This window comes from Litorivivens sp. (assembly GCF_057445395.1).
The window spans coordinates 43,905-61,666 of sequence record NZ_JBVBUV010000009.1; the positions used below are offsets into that span (position 1 = coordinate 43,905).

The 17,762-nt window shown below is 55.1% G+C and carries 17 protein-coding genes and 3 tRNA genes; 19 read left to right on the top strand and 1 reads right to left on the bottom strand.

Annotation, left to right across the window (positions count from 1 at the left end):
* The first annotated feature begins 26 nt into the window (after positions 1-26).
* From AC222A_RS04715 to AC222A_RS04790, 16 genes are all read left to right on the top strand, one after another.
* Entirely contained in the window at positions 27-2,282 is a 2,256-nt protein-coding gene (locus AC222A_RS04715) for a DNA internalization-related competence protein ComEC/Rec2 (RefSeq protein ID WP_486774683.1), read from the top strand.
* A gap of 71 nt (positions 2,283-2,353) precedes the next feature.
* Complete coding sequence (locus tag AC222A_RS04720; RefSeq protein WP_372749814.1) at positions 2,354-2,977, top strand: MotA/TolQ/ExbB proton channel family protein; 624 nt, start codon at positions 2,354-2,356, stop codon at positions 2,975-2,977.
* Positions 2,974-3,393, top strand: coding sequence for an ExbD/TolR family protein (locus AC222A_RS04725; RefSeq protein ID WP_372749813.1), 420 nt, complete (start codon positions 2,974-2,976; stop codon positions 3,391-3,393). The genes AC222A_RS04720 and AC222A_RS04725 overlap by 4 nt, the downstream gene beginning before the upstream one ends.
* Complete coding sequence (lpxK, locus tag AC222A_RS04730) at positions 3,393-4,391, top strand: tetraacyldisaccharide 4'-kinase (protein WP_372749812.1); 999 nt, start codon at positions 3,393-3,395, stop codon at positions 4,389-4,391. The genes AC222A_RS04725 and lpxK overlap by 1 nt, the downstream gene beginning before the upstream one ends.
* Complete coding sequence (gene kdsB / locus AC222A_RS04735) at positions 4,391-5,170, top strand: 3-deoxy-manno-octulosonate cytidylyltransferase (protein ID WP_372758580.1); 780 nt, start codon at positions 4,391-4,393, stop codon at positions 5,168-5,170. The genes lpxK and kdsB overlap by 1 nt, the downstream gene beginning before the upstream one ends.
* A complete protein-coding gene (locus AC222A_RS04740; RefSeq protein WP_372758581.1) occupies positions 5,167-5,640 on the top strand; it encodes a low molecular weight protein-tyrosine-phosphatase in 474 nt (157 codons plus the stop codon). The genes kdsB and AC222A_RS04740 overlap by 4 nt, the downstream gene beginning before the upstream one ends.
* Positions 5,637-6,656 (top strand): UDP-N-acetylmuramate dehydrogenase, encoded by a 1,020-nt coding sequence (murB, locus tag AC222A_RS04745; protein WP_372797997.1) that lies wholly within the window; start codon positions 5,637-5,639, stop codon positions 6,654-6,656. Before AC222A_RS04740 ends, murB begins: the two co-directional genes overlap by 4 nt.
* A gap of 4 nt (positions 6,657-6,660) precedes the next feature.
* Positions 6,661-7,266: an alpha-ketoglutarate-dependent dioxygenase AlkB family protein gene (locus AC222A_RS04750; protein ID WP_372748942.1), complete on the top strand. Its 606-nt coding sequence runs from the start codon at positions 6,661-6,663 to the stop codon at positions 7,264-7,266.
* Between the two features lie 113 nt (positions 7,267-7,379).
* The gene (locus AC222A_RS04755) at positions 7,380-8,024 is read left to right on the top strand and encodes a response regulator (RefSeq protein WP_372748943.1); all 645 of its coding nucleotides are present in this window, start codon (positions 7,380-7,382) and stop codon (positions 8,022-8,024) included.
* A 13-nt stretch (positions 8,025-8,037) separates the two neighbouring features.
* Complete coding sequence (uvrC, locus tag AC222A_RS04760; RefSeq protein ID WP_372783644.1) at positions 8,038-9,864, top strand: excinuclease ABC subunit UvrC; 1,827 nt, start codon at positions 8,038-8,040, stop codon at positions 9,862-9,864.
* A gap of 69 nt (positions 9,865-9,933) precedes the next feature.
* A complete protein-coding gene (pgsA, locus tag AC222A_RS04765) occupies positions 9,934-10,491 on the top strand; it encodes a CDP-diacylglycerol--glycerol-3-phosphate 3-phosphatidyltransferase (protein ID WP_372748945.1) in 558 nt (185 codons plus the stop codon).
* A gap of 126 nt (positions 10,492-10,617) precedes the next feature.
* A tRNA-Gly gene (locus AC222A_RS04770) sits at positions 10,618-10,693 on the top strand.
* A gap of 140 nt (positions 10,694-10,833) precedes the next feature.
* Positions 10,834-10,907, top strand: a tRNA-Cys gene (locus tag AC222A_RS04775).
* Between the two features lie 257 nt (positions 10,908-11,164).
* A tRNA-Leu gene (locus AC222A_RS04780) sits at positions 11,165-11,252 on the top strand.
* 271 nt (positions 11,253-11,523) lie between these two features.
* Complete coding sequence (locus tag AC222A_RS04785; protein WP_372748946.1) at positions 11,524-11,970, top strand: BLUF domain-containing protein; 447 nt, start codon at positions 11,524-11,526, stop codon at positions 11,968-11,970.
* A 411-nt stretch (positions 11,971-12,381) separates the two neighbouring features.
* Positions 12,382-14,307: an amidase gene (locus AC222A_RS04790; RefSeq protein WP_486774684.1), complete on the top strand. Its 1,926-nt coding sequence runs from the start codon at positions 12,382-12,384 to the stop codon at positions 14,305-14,307.
* Positions 14,308-14,316: 9 nt separating this feature from the next.
* Here the strand turns inward: AC222A_RS04790 and AC222A_RS04795 are convergent, their stop codons facing one another.
* Positions 14,317-14,775 (bottom strand): thermonuclease family protein, encoded by a 459-nt coding sequence (locus AC222A_RS04795; protein ID WP_372764324.1) that lies wholly within the window; start codon positions 14,773-14,775, stop codon positions 14,317-14,319.
* Between the two features lie 266 nt (positions 14,776-15,041).
* On the opposite strand from AC222A_RS04795, the gene AC222A_RS04800 reads away from it, so the two are divergent.
* The 3 genes from AC222A_RS04800 to AC222A_RS04810 all read left to right on the top strand — a co-directional run bounded on the left by AC222A_RS04800 (position 15,042) and on the right by AC222A_RS04810 (position 17,704).
* Positions 15,042-16,031: an LLM class flavin-dependent oxidoreductase gene (locus AC222A_RS04800; RefSeq protein ID WP_372747739.1), complete on the top strand. Its 990-nt coding sequence runs from the start codon at positions 15,042-15,044 to the stop codon at positions 16,029-16,031.
* Between the two features lie 83 nt (positions 16,032-16,114).
* Positions 16,115-16,879: an SDR family NAD(P)-dependent oxidoreductase gene (locus tag AC222A_RS04805; RefSeq protein ID WP_372747738.1), complete on the top strand. Its 765-nt coding sequence runs from the start codon at positions 16,115-16,117 to the stop codon at positions 16,877-16,879.
* A 9-nt stretch (positions 16,880-16,888) separates the two neighbouring features.
* Positions 16,889-17,704 (top strand): enoyl-CoA hydratase/isomerase family protein, encoded by an 816-nt coding sequence (locus tag AC222A_RS04810; RefSeq protein ID WP_372747737.1) that lies wholly within the window; start codon positions 16,889-16,891, stop codon positions 17,702-17,704.
* The last annotated feature ends 58 nt before the right edge of the window (positions 17,705-17,762 follow it).

Below are 17,762 nucleotides of genomic sequence, written 5' to 3' on the forward strand. Positions count from 1 at the left end.
AAACCCTATAACCACCATGGATGGCTATGGCATCACGGATGATTGCCTGCGCGGGCGGCATTGCCGCGGTCGCGTGGTTCCCGAAACTTCTTCCTCTATCACTGTTGCTGGTTGCGCTGACGGTTCCGCTTGTGTTGTGCCGGACTGGCGCTCGACGTCTGGCTGTTGTTGTGGTTTGGGTCAGTGTCGGGTTGATCTACGGTACGGTCAGTGGGCTAGCACTCGAAGCCCGGATTTTGCCAGCGGCCTATGAAGGTAGTGATCTTCAACTGGTTGGGATTGTGGTGGGTGAGCCAAGCTATTCGCCGCATCATGGCGGCCGCTGGCGATTTACCGTTCGAGTTGAGCAGTGGCAGTCGTTGACCTGCTGTGAGGCCCGGCAACTGCGTTTAAGCTACCGTTCTTCGCAGTTGGTGGAGGCTGGCCAGCGCTGGCGGATGACGGTTCGCCTGAAGCGTCCCCGTAGCTTTGCCAATCCCGGTGGTTTTGACTACGCGCGCTGGTTGGTCAGTCGAGGTATCCATGCGTCCGGTTATGTCAGGCAGGCAACCCTGTTGGGCCAACAGGTGTCGGTGCGCGACGACGTGGTGCGGTATTTACGGGAGCAACTGCAGTCGCGAGCCCAGGGCGCAATATTGATGGCATTGGCGGTCGGTGAACGGCAGGGGATTACCGATCAGCAGTGGACGTTATTTCGGCAAACCGGGCTTTCCCATTTAATGGCGATTTCCGGGTTGCATATTGGTATTGCGGCTGGGCTTGGCTATTTCCTCGGACGCCTGCTTACGTTGGCCTTGTCACGCTGGTTGTCCGGCAGCATGCCGCTGCCAGCATTACTGGCGTTGTTCACCGGTTTGCTTTACGCGTGGCTTGCCGGGTTCAGCATACCCACTCAGCGCGCGTGGTTGATGTGCCTGATAATGGTGGGTTCGGTATTGCTGGCTCGGAAAGTGGGGCGCTGGACGTGCTGGGCCTGTGCGCTGCTGGTGGTGTTGATGGTGCAACCTATGGCGAGCCTGACGCCAGGGTTTTGGTTGTCGTTTATCGCGGTGGCTATTTTACTGCTGGTTTTCGAGCGTGAGCACCGCTGGCGCTCAATCGTGCGCGCCCAGTGGATGCTGTTGATTGGGTTGATGCCGCTGGGGCTGGTGTTCTTCGACTTTTTTTCGCCGCTAAGCTTTCCAGTTAACCTGATTGCTGTGCCGCTGTTCAGTGCGGTGATTGTCCCGTTGATTCTGTTGGCACTGTGTTTTGAGCTAGTCTCTGCTTCGCTCGCCCAGTGGCTGTGGAGCCTTGCGGACGCACTGCTTGCGCTGTTTATGAATGCGCTTACCGCCGTGGTCGGCCGCCTCGATTTTGTTGCTGTGAACTATTGGCCGGATGCGTTGTCGCTACTGGTTATCGTCTTGCTGGTTATGCTGCTGTTGCTACCTCGCGCGGTGCCAGCGCGCTATCTGGCTTTGCTACTGTGTGTGCCGCTCGCGGCGCGTTGGCTAGAGCCTGTGGAAAATCCGGCCCTGGCCGCAGGTCAGTTTGAACTGCAGGTACTGGATGTCGGGCAGGGACTGTCGGTGCTAATAAAAACTCGCAATCATGTGCTGGTATACGATGTCGGGCCAGCCTTCGGACCAGATTTCAATCTGGCCGAGGTTGCGGTGTTACCGGTGTTGCGTGCTGAACAGGTACGGAAAGTGGATGTACTGGTGGTCAGCCACAACGACAATGATCATGCCGGGGCCTATTCCATTGTGCGTGCGGCTTATCCCGGTGCGGTCCTGTATGCGGGTGAGTCGCTGCCGGAAAGTCGTCCCTGCTTAGCAGGGCAGAGGTGGCGCTGGGATGGCGTCGATTTTCAGTTCCTGCACCCGCAATCTAAGGCGGTTTTGGCAAACAATGATTCTAATAATCAATCCTGTGTTTTGCTGGTGCGCAGTGGTGAGGGCATTGCGCTCGTGCCGGGCGATATCGAGGCAAAGGTAGAGAGCTTGCTGTTGCCTACCATGCCCAGCGATATCAGCGTATTGGTAGCGCCGCACCACGGTAGTAAAACCTCATCGTCAGTGGCTTTCGTTACGCAGTTGCGCCCGGCATGGGTGGTGTTTTCTGCTGGCTACAAACACCATTTCGGACACCCGGCGCCTGCAGTGCAGCGACGCTATCAGATGGCCGGCAGTATGCAACTGACCACTGCCGAGGCAGGGCGGGTTAGTATGCTTATTGGGGAGCGAGGCGTGGAGAAGGTGTCAGCCTGGCGTGACGGGCACCGCTTTTACTGGCAATAGCCGGCTTTCGCCTGTCGCTTCAAGGCTCAGAGTACGTATAATGCGATCAAACCAGAATAAGAGGTTGTACCGTGTTCGAGATGGTAAAAGCTGGCGGCTGGCTGATGCTGCCCATTCTATTGTGTTCTGCTGCAGCGCTGGCAATCTGCATAGAGCGCTGGATCGAGCTTAACCCGAAAAAAATCGCACCGCCCAACACTTTTCCTCAGGTATCCGACTGGTTGAAAAACAATCAGATGGACGCGGAAAAGCTGCGTCGTTTGCGGCAGTCCTCAGCACTGGGCGAGATTCTCGCAGCGGGGCTGGCCAACGCCCGGCACGGCCGGGAGGTGATGAAAGAAAGCATTGAAGATGCCGCCTCTCATGTAATTCATCGCCTTGAGAAGTATCTCAACGCGCTGGGCACGATCGCCGCGATTACCCCGTTATTGGGTTTGCTCGGTACTGTGATCGGTATGATTCGGGTGTTTTCCGAAATCATGCTGCAGGGCACGGGTAACGCCAGTGTTCTGGCGGGAGGTATCTCCGAGGCGCTGATAACCACAGCCTCTGGGCTGAGTGTGGCGATCCCGGCACTGATGATGCACCGCTACTATGTGCGCCGGATTGACAGTATTGTGGTGGAACTGGAACAGGAAACCATCAAGCTGGTCAACCACATGCATCTGGTGGCCTCGAAGGGCAGCAAGTCGTGAATTTCAAGCGTCAAAAACTGGAGGAAGTCTCGGTCAACCTGACTCCACTGATTGATGTGGTTTTTCTGTTGCTGATTTTCTTTATGGTGTCCACAACCTTTACCAAAGAGAGTCGGTTGACGCTGGAGTTGCCTGAAGCCAGTGGTGATCCCGCTCCACAGGAAGTGGCGGTACTGGAAATCGTGGTGGATGCACAGGGGCAGTACATGGTTAACGACCTGTCGGTAACCACACCAACGCTGAAAGGCTTGATGGCCGCAATCAGCGACATCGCCGGAGAGCCCTCCGATACACCGGTGGTCATAACAGCTGATGCGAAAGCGCCGCACCAGTCAGTGATTACCGCCATGGATGCTGCGGGTCAACTGGGCTTCACGGCGCTGAGTCTGACAACACGAGAACCCAAGTCTGAGTAATGAATCTGGCCGCCCGCATTGAACGTGCCTGGTATCGCAAACGCGCCGTTGGCCTGCTGTTACTGTGGCCGCTGGAGTTGCTGTATCGCCTTCTTTCGGCGCTGCGCAAACGCTGGTTGATTAAAAAATCCATACCCCAGCTGACGCCGGTCATCGTGGTGGGCAATATCAGCGTTGGTGGAACAGGCAAAACACCCCTGGTGATCGCGGTTGTACGCTGGCTTCAATCGCAGGGCTACAAGCCGGGCGTTATCTCGCGGGGCTATGGTGGCGAGGCGCCGGAATATCCCTGTGCGATCACTGACACTTCATCGGCCAGGGAAGTGGGTGATGAACCCCTGCTGATAGCGCGCACTGCACAGTGCCCGGTGGTCGTTGGGCCGGATCGCGTCGCGGCGTTGGCTCGCATAGAGAGTGATTTTGGCTGTGATATTGTGGTCAGTGACGACGGCTTGCAGCATTACGCCTTACAGCGGGATGTAGAAATTATTGTGGTCGATGGCATGCGCGGTATGGGTAATGGCCATTGCTTGCCCGTTGGTCCGCTGCGTGAGCCTCCCAGTCGACTGGCCACAGCTGACCTTTTGGTGGTCAATGGTGAAACCACTGAGCAGTGGGGGCGCAGTGGTCATGTTATGCGCTTGGAACCTGGTAAGTTGGTCAATCTCGTGACTGGTGAAAAGCGCGGGGCTGACGATTTTCCTGTGCATGTTCACGCGGTTGCCGGTATCGGCAACCCCAAACGTTTTTTTACCACCCTCGTCGAGCTTGGGATGCGGCCTGTGCAGCACCGCTTTTCCGATCACCATGCGTTTACCGCCCAGGATTTTAAGTTTAAAGAGCCGCTACCGGTCGTGATGACCGAAAAAGATGCGGTAAAATGTCAGTCTTTCGCCCGCGACAATTTCTGGATGCTGCCTGTGACCGCCGCGTTGCCTGCGGAGTTCTTTGTTGGCCTTGATAAACAGTTGAAAACTTTAACAGAGGAAGCTCGTTGATGAGTTTTAGCGTCATCATTCCCGCCCGTTTTGCTTCCACTCGCCTGCCGGGCAAACCACTGCTGGATATTGGAGGTAAGTCAATGATCCAGCACGTTTGGGAGAGAGCGAGCATGAGCGGTGCTAGTCGAGTCATTGTGGCAACCGACGATGAGCGGGTATTCAGCGCCTGTCAGGAGTTCGGTGCCCAGGTGTGCATGACCAGTGAAGCGCATCAATCGGGTACGGACCGGCTACAGGAAGTTGCCAGTGTGATGGCAATGGCTGACGACGAGATTGTGGTCAATGTGCAGGGCGACGAACCATTGATTCCGCCTGCAGTGATCGATCAGGTGGCCGCCAATTTAGCGGCTCATCCTCAGGCCAGAATGGCAACACTGGCAGAGCCTATCGAAACGCTGGCCGCCCTACAAAATCCCAACGTGGTAAAAATAGCCAGAGCGGTAGATGGTTTCGCCCTGTATTTTAGCCGTGCCTGCGTGCCGTGGGCGCGGGACGAATTTGCAGCCGCACCAGACAATCTGCCCGCCGATATTCCGTTTTGGCGTCATATTGGCATTTATGCGTACCGGGTAAGTTTGCTTAACGATTTCGTCAATTGGCCCATGGGGCAGCTGGAAGCGGCTGAAAAACTGGAGCAGCTGCGGGCCATGGAAAATGGTGTGCGTATTCATGTCGATGCTGCCAGTGCCGCCATTCCCGGTGGTGTGGACACCCAGGCCGACCTTGATGCTGTGCGTGAGGTTGTTGGGAATACGCAGGCTGGGGGTGGTCAGTGACCCGGGTACTGTTTGTTTGTCTGGGTAATATCTGCCGTTCCCCAACGGCTCATGCTGTCTTTGAGCACATGGTGCAACAGCGTGGATTATCGTCGCAAATAATGGTGGATTCAGCCGGCACGGGAGATTGGCATATTGGTCATTCGCCGGACAAGCGGGCAACGGCCACGGCCAAAACCCGTGGCATCGATATGACTCATTTGCGCGCCCGGCAGTTTACCCGAGATGATTTTGCCCGCTTCGACTATGTGCTGGCGATGGACAATAGCAACCTGAAGGATATGCTGGCGTTGGAGCCGGCAGGGCATACCGCGACGGTCAGGCTTTTCCTGGAATTTGCTACACGCTTTACTGAACGTGAAGTTCCTGATCCCTATTACGGCGGTGACGAGGGCTTTGAATACGTGTTTGACCTGGTAGAGGATGCCTCTCTGGGGCTTATCCGGCATATCCAAGAGACGTCTTCTTGAAACTTCAGCAGGCCGTTTCACTGCAGCCCTTTAATACACTTGCGGTGCCAGCGCGAGCCCGCTACCTAGTGGCGGTTGATTCGTTGGGCGCCCTTCAGGAAGCCGTCGATTATTCCCGCCAGCAGGATCTGGAACGCATGGTCTTGGGTGGTGGCAGTAATATCGTGCTGGCTAGCGATTTCCCCGGGTTAGTCATTCAACTGAATCTACGGGGCTCGGAGATTTTGGAAGAACGCGCTGACGCGGTAACGGTTCAGGTGGCTGCGGGCGAAAATTGGGATGATTTTGTTCGATTCAGTTTGGATCAGGGTTGGTATGGCCTGGAAAACCTGAGCGCCATTCCCGGCAATGTGGGCGCGGCGCCCATCCAGAATATCGGCGCCTATGGGGTGGAACTCAGCTCGGTGCTAAAAGCAGTGGTCGGCTACGATATTGAAGCGGGGACGATGCGGCGACTGGAGCGTGAGGCTTGTGAACTCGCCTATCGAGACAGTATCTTCAAACATACGCTCAAGGATCGCTTTGTGATAACGGCGGTTGAGTTGCGGCTTTCGAAAATAGCGCAGCCGGAAACCAGTTATCCTGCCCTGATGGCCGAGCTGGCCGATGAAACGCCAACACCGGAGGCTGTTGCGCAGGCGGTACGTCGCGTGCGCGCCAGAAAACTGCCGGCGCCGGATACGCTGCCCAATGCCGGCAGTTTTTTCAAAAACCCTATTGTTGATCAGGCCTGCTATGAGCGGCTGCGCAATGCGCATCCTGCGATGCCGGCCTGGCCAGTCGCGTCAGGAGTTAAGCTCGCGGCAGGTTGGTTATTGGAGCAGGCGGGTTGGAAAGGCTATAGGGGCGAGGGCGATCTCTCCGGTTTGGGTACCTATCACGAGCAGGCGCTGGTGCTGATTAATCCGGGGCGAGTTGCAGGCCAACAGGTGTTAGCTCTGGCTCGGGCCATAACAGAATCGGTAAGCGAACGTTTCGGCGTAGAGCTGGACATCGAGCCCAGAGTCTACGGTTAGTCCGATGTCAGATCTGTTTGCCGAAGAATCCGCCATGCAATGGATAGCATTGGGGCAGAGCAGGCTTGGTATACAGAGGACCTTTTTGAGTGACCACCAGTCTTGGTACGAACAGCTGGTGCGAGAGGTGACTTGGGAACAGCCGGAAGTCAATCTCTACGGAAAACGGCACAAAGTGCCACGATTGACGGCTTTTCAGGGCGATGAAGGGGTAAGTTACCGGTATTCGGGCCTGCGCCATGAGGCCAGCGGTTGGAGCCCAACGTTACACTTGATGAAAAATCGTATCGACAGTCTGCTTGGGACACGATTTAATACCGTGTTACTCAATTGGTATCGAAATGGACTTGATACCATGGGCTTTCATGCTGATGACGAGCGCGAACTGGGTGAAAACCCGGTAATAGCGTCAGTCAGTCTGGGTAGTGATCGCCGTTTCGTGATAAAGCGGCGCGATAATAACAAGATTAAACGAGAAATAGTGTTAAGCGGGGGATCGCTGCTGGTAATGGCGGACCGTTTTCAGCGTGAATGGCTGCACGGTATTCCAGCGGACAAACGGCTGACAAGTGGCCGTATCAACCTGACCTTTCGCCAGGTTCTGGTTTAACGTCCCCCGACGGCTGCACCGGTTATACGCGGGCTGGTAGCGGCGACAACTACAAACACAGGGACAGTGGCAAGCGCCGGCAGGGATGAAACGGCGATGCAGGAGTATCGAGCATGGTCAGTATCCTGTTGGCTGACGATCACGAATTGGTTCGTTTTGGTGTCGAAAAGATGCTGGAAGCCGAGCAAAGCTACCAGATTGTCGCCACCGCAAGAACGGGTGAGGAGGCAATTGAAGGGGCGAAGCAATACCGCCCGGATATTGTGCTTATGGATCACCAGATGCCGGGCTTGGGCGGTCTTGGCGCCACCCGTCGCATTGTGCAGACCTGTCCGAGTACCAAGGTTATTGGCCTAAGTGTGTATTCTGACGAACCTTACCCGTCCCAGTTTTTGAAAGCCGGTGCCAGTGGTTATGTCACCAAGGGTTCCAGCTTTGACGATATAGTCAAAGCGATTAAGACCGTACTGCGGGGAGGGTGCTATATCAGTCCGGAAGCCGCGGGCAACATGGCGCTGCATAGCCTGGGTGAAAAGTCGTCACCGTTTGATTCCCTGTCGCGGCGGGAGCTGGAAATTTCACTGATGCTGGTGAATTGTGAAAAAGTGGCCAGCATTTCGCGGGTGCTCAATATCAGTACAAAAACGGTGAATACCTACCGTTATCGTATTTTTGAGAAGCTTAACGTGAACAGCGATGTAGAGTTGGCGTGGTTGGCATTGCGGCACGGTGTGGTAGAGTTGCCCACGACATCCTGACCTGCCACGGCACATGAGCAGTACCTCCTTCGACCACGAAAATTTTCTGAAAAATGTTACTCGCAAAGCCGGCGTCTATGTGATGCAGGATGCCGAGCGGGACATTCTCTATATTGGCAAGGCTAAAAACCTGCGTAGCCGGCTGGCGAGTTATTTTAGGGCTTCAGGGCTGGCGGCCAAGACTATGGCGCTGGTGCAGCGCATTGCGCATATTGATGTGACAGTAACAGCGACCGAAGGTGAGGCGCTGCTGCTGGAGCAGAACCTCATCAAGCAGTACAAGCCGCCGTATAACATCCTGTTGCGGGACGATAAATCCTATCCTCATATTTATGTGTCTACCCAGCATGACTATCCGCGAATCAGCGTTCATCGCGGCGCCAAAGCTGCGGACGGGCGCTATTTCGGGCCCTATCCCAGTGCCTCGGCGGTGCGCGAAAGCCTGAATTTGTTACAGAAAGTGTTCCGGGTGAGGCAGTGTGAAGACAGCTACTTTGCCAACCGCAGTCGCCCCTGTTTGCAGTACCAGATAAACCGTTGTACCGGACCGTGTGTCAATAAAATCAGCAAGGATGCGTACGGCGAAGACGTCCGTCATACCATGATGTTTCTGGAAGGCAAAAATGCCTCGGTGATCGAAGAGCTGGCGGATCAAATGGAAGCTGCGGCCGAGCAGCTTGAGTTTGAGCAAGCGGCCCAGTATCGCGACCAGATATCGCAGTTGCAGAAGGTGCAGGCAAGTCAGTGGATCGAGGGTGAAGCTGGCGATATGGATATTGTTGCCGCCGTTATTCGCGCCGGGCAGGCCTGTGTGCAGCTGCTTTACGTTAGGGCCGGCCGCATTCTCGGGAGTCGCAGTTATTACCCTAAGCTGCAGTTGGAAGAAACCGAGGGTGAAGTGCTCGAAGCGTTTATTGCACAGTATTATCTGGCCAGTAATCGCGACATGCCCCGGGAGCTGGTAGTAAACCGGCCTCTGCCAGATGCTGCATTGCTGGCCAGCGCCCTTACTGAAGCTAAGGGGCAGAAACTCAACATCTCGCTGAACGTACGCGCCGCACGGGCCAAGTGGCTCAGCCTCGCGGAAACCGCCGCAGAACAGAATCTGGGCACCCGGTTGGCGACCCAGGCCAATACCACAGCGCGCTACGAGGCTCTGCAGGCCGCCTTATCGTTGGAAGAGATGCCTCAGCGCCTCGAGTGCTTTGATATCAGCCACAGCCAGGGCGAATCCACTGTGGCCTCCTGTGTGGTTTTTGACGGCAGCGGGCCGTTAAAGTCTGACTATCGGCAGTTCAATATCGATGGCATAACCGCAGGGGATGATTACGCGGCCATGGCGCAGGCGCTCACGCGGCGCTACAAGCGGGTAGCGGCGGGGGAGTTCCCGGTGCCCGATATCTTGCTTATCGATGGTGGTAAAGGGCAGCTCGGGGCGGCAAAAAATGTTCTGGAAGAAATGAATCTGCCGGATATGTTGTTGCTCGGTGTGGCCAAAGGTAGTGACCGCAAGGCGGGCTTGGAGGTGCTGATACGTGGCGATACCGGTGAGGAGCTGAGGTTGCCTGGCAATAGCCCGGCGCTCCACCTGATACAGCATATCCGAGATGAGTCCCATCGCTTTGCCATTACCGCACATAAAAACCGTCGCGACAAAAAGCGACGGCAGTCCACGCTAGATAGCATTCCGGGTGTTGGCGCCAAGCGTCGCAAGGAGCTGCTGCGCCAGTTTGGGGGCTTGCAGGGCATACGCTCAGCCAGTATTGAGGATTTACAGCGGGTGCCAGGTATCAGTGCCAAAATCGCCCAAACCATCTATGACAGCCTGCGAAGCGAGTAACACGAGTACTTCAGTAGCTTCTCGGGCTAAAGCTCCCTAAAATGGGGGGACTACGCAGTCGGATCATTCATGAATATTCCCAATCTTTTAACGCTGTTCCGGATTTTCCTCATCCCGGTATTTGTTGTGCTGTTTTATCTGCCGCTGGAGTACCGAGCGTTTTACACGGCGCTGGTTTTTTCCATCGCCGGCATTACTGACTGGGCGGACGGGTATTTTGCGCGCAAGCTGGGCCAGTTTACGCCGCTGGGGGCATTCCTCGACCCGGTGGCGGATAAACTGATGGTGGCGATAGCACTGGCGTTGCTGATTGAAGCCTACGATGCTTGGTGGTTCACGCTGCCAGCGGTAGTGATCATTGGCCGCGAAATCGTGATTTCTGCGCTGAGAGAGTGGATGGCGGAGCTGGGTAAGCGCACCAGCGTCGCCGTGTCGTATATCGGCAAGTTGAAAACCACGGCGCAGATTATTGCGATCATCGGGCTATTGCTGTTTCAGGACAGTCGGGACGGTGTGTTGTATACGATCAATATGATTGCGCTCTATGTGGCGGCCCTGCTCACTCTGTGGTCAATGATTGTATATCTGCGTGCCGCATGGCCTGATCTTCGCCCGGAAAAGCCGTAACGTTCCTTTATTTTCAACCAATTGCGGTTCATCGCTTGACTCACAGCCCCCAGTGAATAGAATAACCGCCTTCGCTGATCAGGGCGCCAAGCGTGGCTCTGTAGGCTGGCCGAAAGGCCAAAGCATGCGGGAATAGCTCAGTTGGTAGAGCGCAACCTTGCCAAGGTTGAGGTCGCCGGTTCGAACCCGGTTTCCCGCTCCAAGCTCCTTGTCGTGAGGGGTTTAAAGGGCGCAGTAGCAGACTGATTAGGTAGCGGACTGCAACTCGAGCGCCTGCGACGAGTTAAAAACGAGGGTTGCAGAACCTGTGTGCTTAGCTCGGTTGCAGACAGAAAGATTACAGGCGCGGTGGCAGAGTGGTTATGCAGCGGACTGCAACTCCGTGTACGCCGGTTCGATTCCGACCCGCGCCTCCATTTCTCTCCCGACAGTGACATGTAAGCCGACCGCTGTTCTCTACAGCAAGAAGTCGGGGTGTCAACGAAGTCGGTTCTCAAAAAGAACGGTTTTTGCTTCTTTGCTCAGTAAATACGTTTGGTGGATACCTTTGTGTCTGCGTGTCAGATTTACATGGGAACCCTAAAACCTGCGGTAATAAAACTGAGCGGGCCAAGTTCTTGATCTGACGTTAGGGCTGCTGTAGCATCCTGCCCTCATTTCTATCGCCCTGTCTGCCCGGATGGTGGAATTGGTAGACACAGGAGACTTAAAATCTCCCGCCTATTGCTGGCGTGCCGGTTCGATTCCGGCTCCGGGCACCAATCACACAATAATTCGACTGCCAGTCGTGGTTTTCGCGAAGGGGCTCTAGGCTCTGCGGCTCTGCCCCATTAACGGGGATGGTGCTTATCCGGCGCTGTTGAATATTTCTTCTCAGCCGCAACCGCAGCAGTGATCGGAGCTGCCGAGGGTTTCTCGGGGGTTGGATGGCTAACACAAGTCCAGAGAAAAACAGCTTTGGGTAATATAAAATCAGGTGTTGGGAATTTGCTTCTACCTGTTTTAAAGTTGTTATTATAAGCAGGGGGCCTCATGACAGTTGATCAGCATTCTATTCGTCGCGTTGTGTACTGCAGCCGAGCTACGCAGGCTATGGATCACGACACCTTAATGAAAATTCTCCATGACGCCCGCTCGTTCAATGCCATGGACGATATTAGCGGGATACTGCTACACGACCGCGGCTATTTTCTTCAGGTGCTGGAAGGCCCTGCAGAAGCGATAGAGAACCTTCTTGCCACCTTGCGTGCTGATACGCGCCATGAGCAGGTACAAGTACTTGTCGATAGCGAAGTTGATGAAAAGCTTTTCCCGAATTGGCAAATGGGTTTTGGTGATCTTGCTGACCCGGTGTGGAGTTTCGTACCGGGTATGATCGACGACGATGAAAAGCAGGGCCGTTTAGAATTACTGGCTCAAACGATCCCTGATCTGGCCGAACATCTCAATAACGTGATGGGCAAAACCCAAGGCGAGTAACGGCCCTTTAGTTATCGTAATACTTCTTCAGCGCTTTGATAGATGGAGCGCAGCCCCAAACTTGTCGAATTTCCGCGACCAAAACGCCCCCGTCTAATTCCCTAAATTCAGGCCTCGCGACCTGTAGCCGCCTTCACTATTTGTTTGCCCATCTTGCGCTTGCGACGTTAGTGCGTAATGCATGTTGTTGGGTGATTGCGACGCACCGCCTGCGCCAACTTGGGGCGACTAGGCTTGAAAACACCCCAGTTAGCCCAGTAATAGCCGATGGCATCAATCTTGCTGCTACCTCTGGTTGTCTTTCAGGGTAAAGGATTTGCCGTTGGTAGGGATGTGGAAAGACATTCGTTAAGTAATGCACTGCAACGTACCGTCGGATTGGCGGAACGCGGGTGCACAGGAGTGATTTTCATGCGGTTTTTGGTTCTGTTTTTGGCATCGATCACGATGTTTCTGGTTGGCTGTAACAGTGGCAGTAGTTCTTCCTCGTCGTCCCCTGCATCCTCTTCTTCTGCAGGCTCGGGGTCGGAAGATTCTGGTTCAAACGGTACCGATGTAGAAGATACTGAAACAGAAGAGGAGCCCTTTGTTGACGAAAATAACAACGGCATTAGCGATCAGCGGGAGTTTGCGCTGGTTGAGGCCACGATGGCTGATGTGCATGCGGTGCTTGCCGGAGAGATGGTCGCTGAGAATGGCGAGGCGTTAACCTGTGTTGATATCACGCAGATGTATATCGACCGAATACTAGCTTATAACGATACACCACAACAAAATGGTGGTCTCCCTATTTTGGGTGTGTTGGCGATCATGCCAAACGCACTGGAACAGGCTGCTGTGCTAGATGCCATGTACGAGCGGGACCGAGGTATTGGCGATCGTTTTCTGCATTGTATGCCGGTGTTGTTGAAGGATAACTACGACACCTTTGATTATCCGACAACACAGGGCTCGTATTCTATGTTGGGGCACCAAGCTGGTGTAGATGCCCACTCCGTGGACGGTCTGCGACAGGCTGGCGCAGTAATTCTTGGCAAAGCAAATCAGGATGAGTTCGCCTATTTCACCACGGGTTTTTCCGCCCGAGCGATTCAGGTCAGAAATCCCTACAACACACTTGAAAGCCCCGCAGGTTCATCGTCGGGTACTGGCGCTTCCATTGCTGCCAATTTTGCACTCGGAGGAACCGGGTCTGACACCTGCCAATCAATTCGACACCCTTCTTCGGTCAATGGGTTGGTGGGTATTCGGCCCAGCCTTGGTGTGATTTCCCAGCACGGAATTTACCCTCTGTCTCATGAGCGCGATACCGGCGGTCCGATGACACGAACGGTTACCGACGCGGCGTTAATGCTCAGTGCGATGGCGACCTACGATTCCAGAGACCCAAAAGCGGCATGGTATCCGGAAACTGACCGTCCCGGTGATTACACGCAATTTCTCGATAGAGCCGTATACGGAGTGGCAGGGCGCAATATCGGTGTGGTTAGGGATCTGGGCGGAAGCACGAGTGCGGCTGGCACTGGCGTGCAGGGTGAGCTGATAGCTGCTGCTGTTGCGAAACTTGAAGCGATGGGGGCGACAGTGTACGACGTGTATTTGCCCGACTTTGCCAGCTTGTCTGCCGGCTCCCGACACTACGATATGAACCAGTATTTTGTTGGCTTTGAGGCCGAAGGTGGCTCGAGCCCGCGCCGCTGTCTTTCGAGTGCGCGCGCGACGGATACCAACGACCGGGGTGATTGTGCGGGTATCGACGGCATTCTCGAAACTGGTCGGGTTGGGCCGCGAACCGCTGGGTTGGTCGCGCTGACTGCATCGGACAGCCCTGATCTGGCACCGACAGATACGCAATTACAGGCGATTCGTGATATGCGCGACTATGTTACAGGTGTCATGGACGCCATAACCGACGCCAGTGGCAATCCGGTAGTGGATGCTTCAGGGAACGCGATCCGGGTAGATGCCCTGATACTTTCGCCCGGCCCAACTGGCGGTCGCACCTGTGACTTTGGCTCCACCACGCAGATGGGCTCGATTGTTGTTCCGGTCGGCTTTGACGAATCTGTGGGCGTGCCGCGCGGGATGGAAATCTTTGTTCGCCAGTTTGATGAAGGAACGGGCATAGGTATTGCGTACGACTATGAACAGGAAACTTTGCACCGAAAACCCCCCGTCATTAATCCGGCGCCCGGTGGTGAAGGTGGAACCATCGCCGAGTTTAATGCTCGCCAACGTGCGGCTGTGGCTACTTACGCTGAGCAGCCTCCAGAAACTATCGATCCGGCGCATTTTGTTGAAGTATTGGAAGCACTGGCCGGGCCATCCGATAACTGATAGGGGACATTAGCGGCGGTCGCACCAGGATTGTTTGCGACCGCCTTCATAAGGATAGGCAAGGTTATTAGAAATCAGTAAAGAAGAAAGTGCCTGTCCATCTACACACACGTCGGCCAGAAGTCGAAAATATTTATCGCGCTGTAGGTTACGTAGCTCTACCGCTTTGGCCGCTGTCACTGCGTCGCGGGTGAAGGCCCGCGCCTCGCGGGCGAGTGCTTTCTCTTCTGGGCACTTACCGCGAATTTCCGGCGTGTCTATTCCATTAATACGCACACCGATGGCCTCGCCAATGATGGGTGGCCAGTTGTCTATCCGCACGCGAATGGTGTCGCCGTCGTAAACCCCCACGATGCTATCTACCCGAACATGCCCAAAGGATTTTGGCAGCTCGTTAGTGCATGGGTTTGCTAGAAGGTTGCTGTTTAGAAATATAAAAACGTAAAACGAAATGACACGCCGTATCATTCAGAGGCTGGCTCCACACCGAGGGCCAGAGTATGTCAGCGGTACGCCCTGCAAGACGGCTGAATCGGCCCGTTACAATCTTGGGTGGCTGATCCTTAGCCGTCTAGACTCCGTTCGGATTGAGAGTTTATCAGATGAAATCGCGCATGACAGTGGCGCCGTGTGAGAGGGCGGGGCAGGCTAAGTGGAGTAGGTACAAAAAATCACCGACAATAGTGCCCGGCTATCCGTCTCTGTCGGCAACAAGTGTCTCATAAGGATGAATCATGACCCGTTATGCCATGCTCGATCTGTGTTCAATTCGTGAAGGTGGTGGTATCGCCGATGCATTGGCGAATTCCGTGTCGCTGGCACAACACGCCGAGAAGTGGGGCTACTCGCGCTTCTGGTTGGCAGAACATCATAACTTTGCTGGAATCGCCAGCGCTGCGACCTCGTTGGTGATCGGCCATGTAGCAGCCGCCACGCAATCCATTCGGGTAGGAGCGGGGGGCATCATGCTGCCCAATCATGCGCCGCTGGTTATCGCAGAGCAGTTTGGAACGCTGGAAGCCTTGTACCCGCGACGTATTGATCTTGGGCTTGGGCGGGCGCCGGGAACCGATCAAATGACGGTGAATGCCTTGCGCAGAAATCTCGATGGTGATGTGAACCAGTTTCCCCGCGATGTGGTGGAATTGCTCGGGTTTCTAGACGAGCCCAAACCTGGGCAGGCGGTCGTTGCCACCCCAGGGGCTGGTAGCAAGGTACCGGTGTGGATTCTTGGATCGAGTCTCTTTGGAGCGCAACTGGCGGCCTCATTGGGCCTGCCGTTTGGGTTTGCCTCACATTTTGCGCCAGCCCAGCTCAATGAGGCTGTGCAGCTCTACCGTCATCGATTTTCGCCTTCGCGATTTCTGGACGAACCCTATGTAATGGCTGGATTTAACGTCATTGCCGCAGATACTACAAACGAGGCTGATTATCTGGCCAGCTCCATGCGACGGGCTTTCGTAAATCTGCGCCGCGGCCAGCCTGGAAAATTGCAACCCCCCAGCGCCGAATTCAATCAGTCACTGGGGCCGGCAGACAAAGCCCTGCTATCGCAGATTATGGCCTGCTCTGCAGTGGGCGACCGCGACACCGTAGCGGCAAAACTGCAGGCGTTTATAGACGACACTGGCGCCAACGAAATTATTTTTGCGGGGCAGATTTTTGATCATGAGGCACGGCTTCGTTCGTTTGAGATCGTCGCGCAGGTGATGGCATCTTTATAAAAGACTTCACTTAACAAAACCGTAAAAGTAAGTGCTGTCAGAAAGACGCATGCTGGTGAAATATTCAGCAGCGGGGGCGCAAAATGACATTTACGGAACTGGAAGGCAAGGTCGCTATCATCACCGGCGGTAGCCGGGGTTTGGGCCGGGCGATGTCAGAGGGACTGGCGAAAGCTGGCGTTAATGTTGTGGTGGCAAGCCGTAAACTGGAAAACTGCCAGGCCGTGTGTGAACAGATTGAAGCGCAGGGAGGGCAGGCGCTAGCGGTCGCCACCCATGTCGGTGATACTGGTAGCCTTGATGCGCTGATCGCGAAAACACTGGAGCATTACGGTCGAATTGATATTGTGATCAATAATGCGGGCATCAACCCGGCATTGGGGCCGCTCACTGATTTGGCTCCGTCCCTGTTTCAGAAAATGTTTGATGTTGACCTGATGGGCCCCTGGTACCTTGCATCGCGGGCTGCACCTCATATGGCAAAGGTAGGTGGCGGAAATGTGATCAATCTCATCTCAGTGTCCGCAATCAAACCGCCGGCCTACCAGGGATTCTATGCCGCGATGAAATCGGCGCTGCAGGCCCTGACCAAGGTGATGGCTGCGGAATGGGCCAAGGACAATATCCGGGTGAATGCCCTGGCCTTGGGGAGCTATCACTCGGATCTGTTTGACAGCAGCGCGGCGGCTATCCCGGGTTTTGAGGAAGGGGCCAAACAAGCCTGCCTGCAGCAGCGTGTTGCCGATACCGAGGAAATTCTTGGTCCTATTTTATATCTGCTCAGCGACATGTCGGCTTATACCACCGGTTCAACCTTACTGTCAGATGGCGGCTACTGCGTGCTGTAGGAGATTACTGTGACAACCATTACTCTGACTTATCCGCAGCCGGACATTGCCCTTGTAACGCTCAATCGGCCAGGCGCACGTAATGCCTTGAGCTGGCAGATGGCGACAGATCTCTATGCGGCATTAGACGACATCGACCGAAACCACCGTTGCAGGGTGGTGGTGCTCACCGGTGCAGGACAATCCTTTTGTGCTGGACTGGATTTAATGGATCAGGCCAACCCGGAGTCGTTGGCAGCAGCCGTTGGCGAGATCGGTTCTGGCCCGCGCGCGGGCATGCGAGCCCAGGAATATATGGCTGGGCTGGTGCTTAAATTGCGTCGTATCCAGCAGCCGATAATTGCTGCCGTCAATGGTCATGCTTATGGCGGCGGTCTGGGGTTGGCATTGGCATGTGATGTGCGCATCGCCGCTGCTGACGCAAAATTCTGTACCCAGTTTATACGCCTGGGCGTCTCTGGTTGTGATATCGGCGTTAGCTATACATTGCCGCGACTTATTGGTGCAGCGCGCGCACACGATATGATGATTACTGCTCGGGTTGTTGATGCCGCGCAGGCTGAAACCTGGGGGTTAGTTACCCGTGTCGAAGCGGCTGATGCATTGTTGGAGGAGGCGCTGGCGTTGGCGGAATCCATGTGCGATTTCAGCCCCTACGGGCTGGTTTCCACGAAGCAGGGGATGTGGGCCAACCTCGATGCCAGTAGCCTTGACGCCGCCATGCAACTTGAAAACCGCAATCAAATTCTCAATGGCCTGAGTGGCGATGTGGAGGAAGCGGCAGCGGCTTTCTTTGAAAACCGCAAACCTGATTTTTTTCGCTAGCGAATCCACTTTTGCGAGAAAAAGCTGGTCAAAAACCAACCGGGGAACCCCCCGGTTT

Coding starts and splice junctions, on each gene's coding strand:
- uvrC (WP_372783644.1), top strand. CDS start 8,038: ATGAGCAGTACCTCCTTCGACCACGAAAATTTTCTGAAAAATGTTACT.
- AC222A_RS04805 (WP_372747738.1), top strand. CDS start 16,115: ATGACATTTACGGAACTGGAAGGCAAGGTCGCTATCATCACCGGCGGT.
- AC222A_RS04750 (WP_372748942.1), top strand. CDS start 6,661: ATGTCAGATCTGTTTGCCGAAGAATCCGCCATGCAATGGATAGCATTG.
- AC222A_RS04785 (WP_372748946.1), top strand. CDS start 11,524: ATGACAGTTGATCAGCATTCTATTCGTCGCGTTGTGTACTGCAGCCGA.
- AC222A_RS04795 (WP_372764324.1), bottom strand. CDS start 14,775: ATGATACGGCGTGTCATTTCGTTTTACGTTTTTATATTTCTAAACAGC.
- AC222A_RS04715 (WP_486774683.1), top strand. CDS start 27: ATGGCATCACGGATGATTGCCTGCGCGGGCGGCATTGCCGCGGTCGCG.
- AC222A_RS04790 (WP_486774684.1), top strand. CDS start 12,382: ATGCGGTTTTTGGTTCTGTTTTTGGCATCGATCACGATGTTTCTGGTT.
- kdsB (WP_372758580.1), top strand. CDS start 4,391: ATGAGTTTTAGCGTCATCATTCCCGCCCGTTTTGCTTCCACTCGCCTG.
- lpxK (WP_372749812.1), top strand. CDS start 3,393: ATGAATCTGGCCGCCCGCATTGAACGTGCCTGGTATCGCAAACGCGCC.
- AC222A_RS04755 (WP_372748943.1), top strand. CDS start 7,380: ATGGTCAGTATCCTGTTGGCTGACGATCACGAATTGGTTCGTTTTGGT.
- AC222A_RS04800 (WP_372747739.1), top strand. CDS start 15,042: ATGACCCGTTATGCCATGCTCGATCTGTGTTCAATTCGTGAAGGTGGT.
- pgsA (WP_372748945.1), top strand. CDS start 9,934: ATGAATATTCCCAATCTTTTAACGCTGTTCCGGATTTTCCTCATCCCG.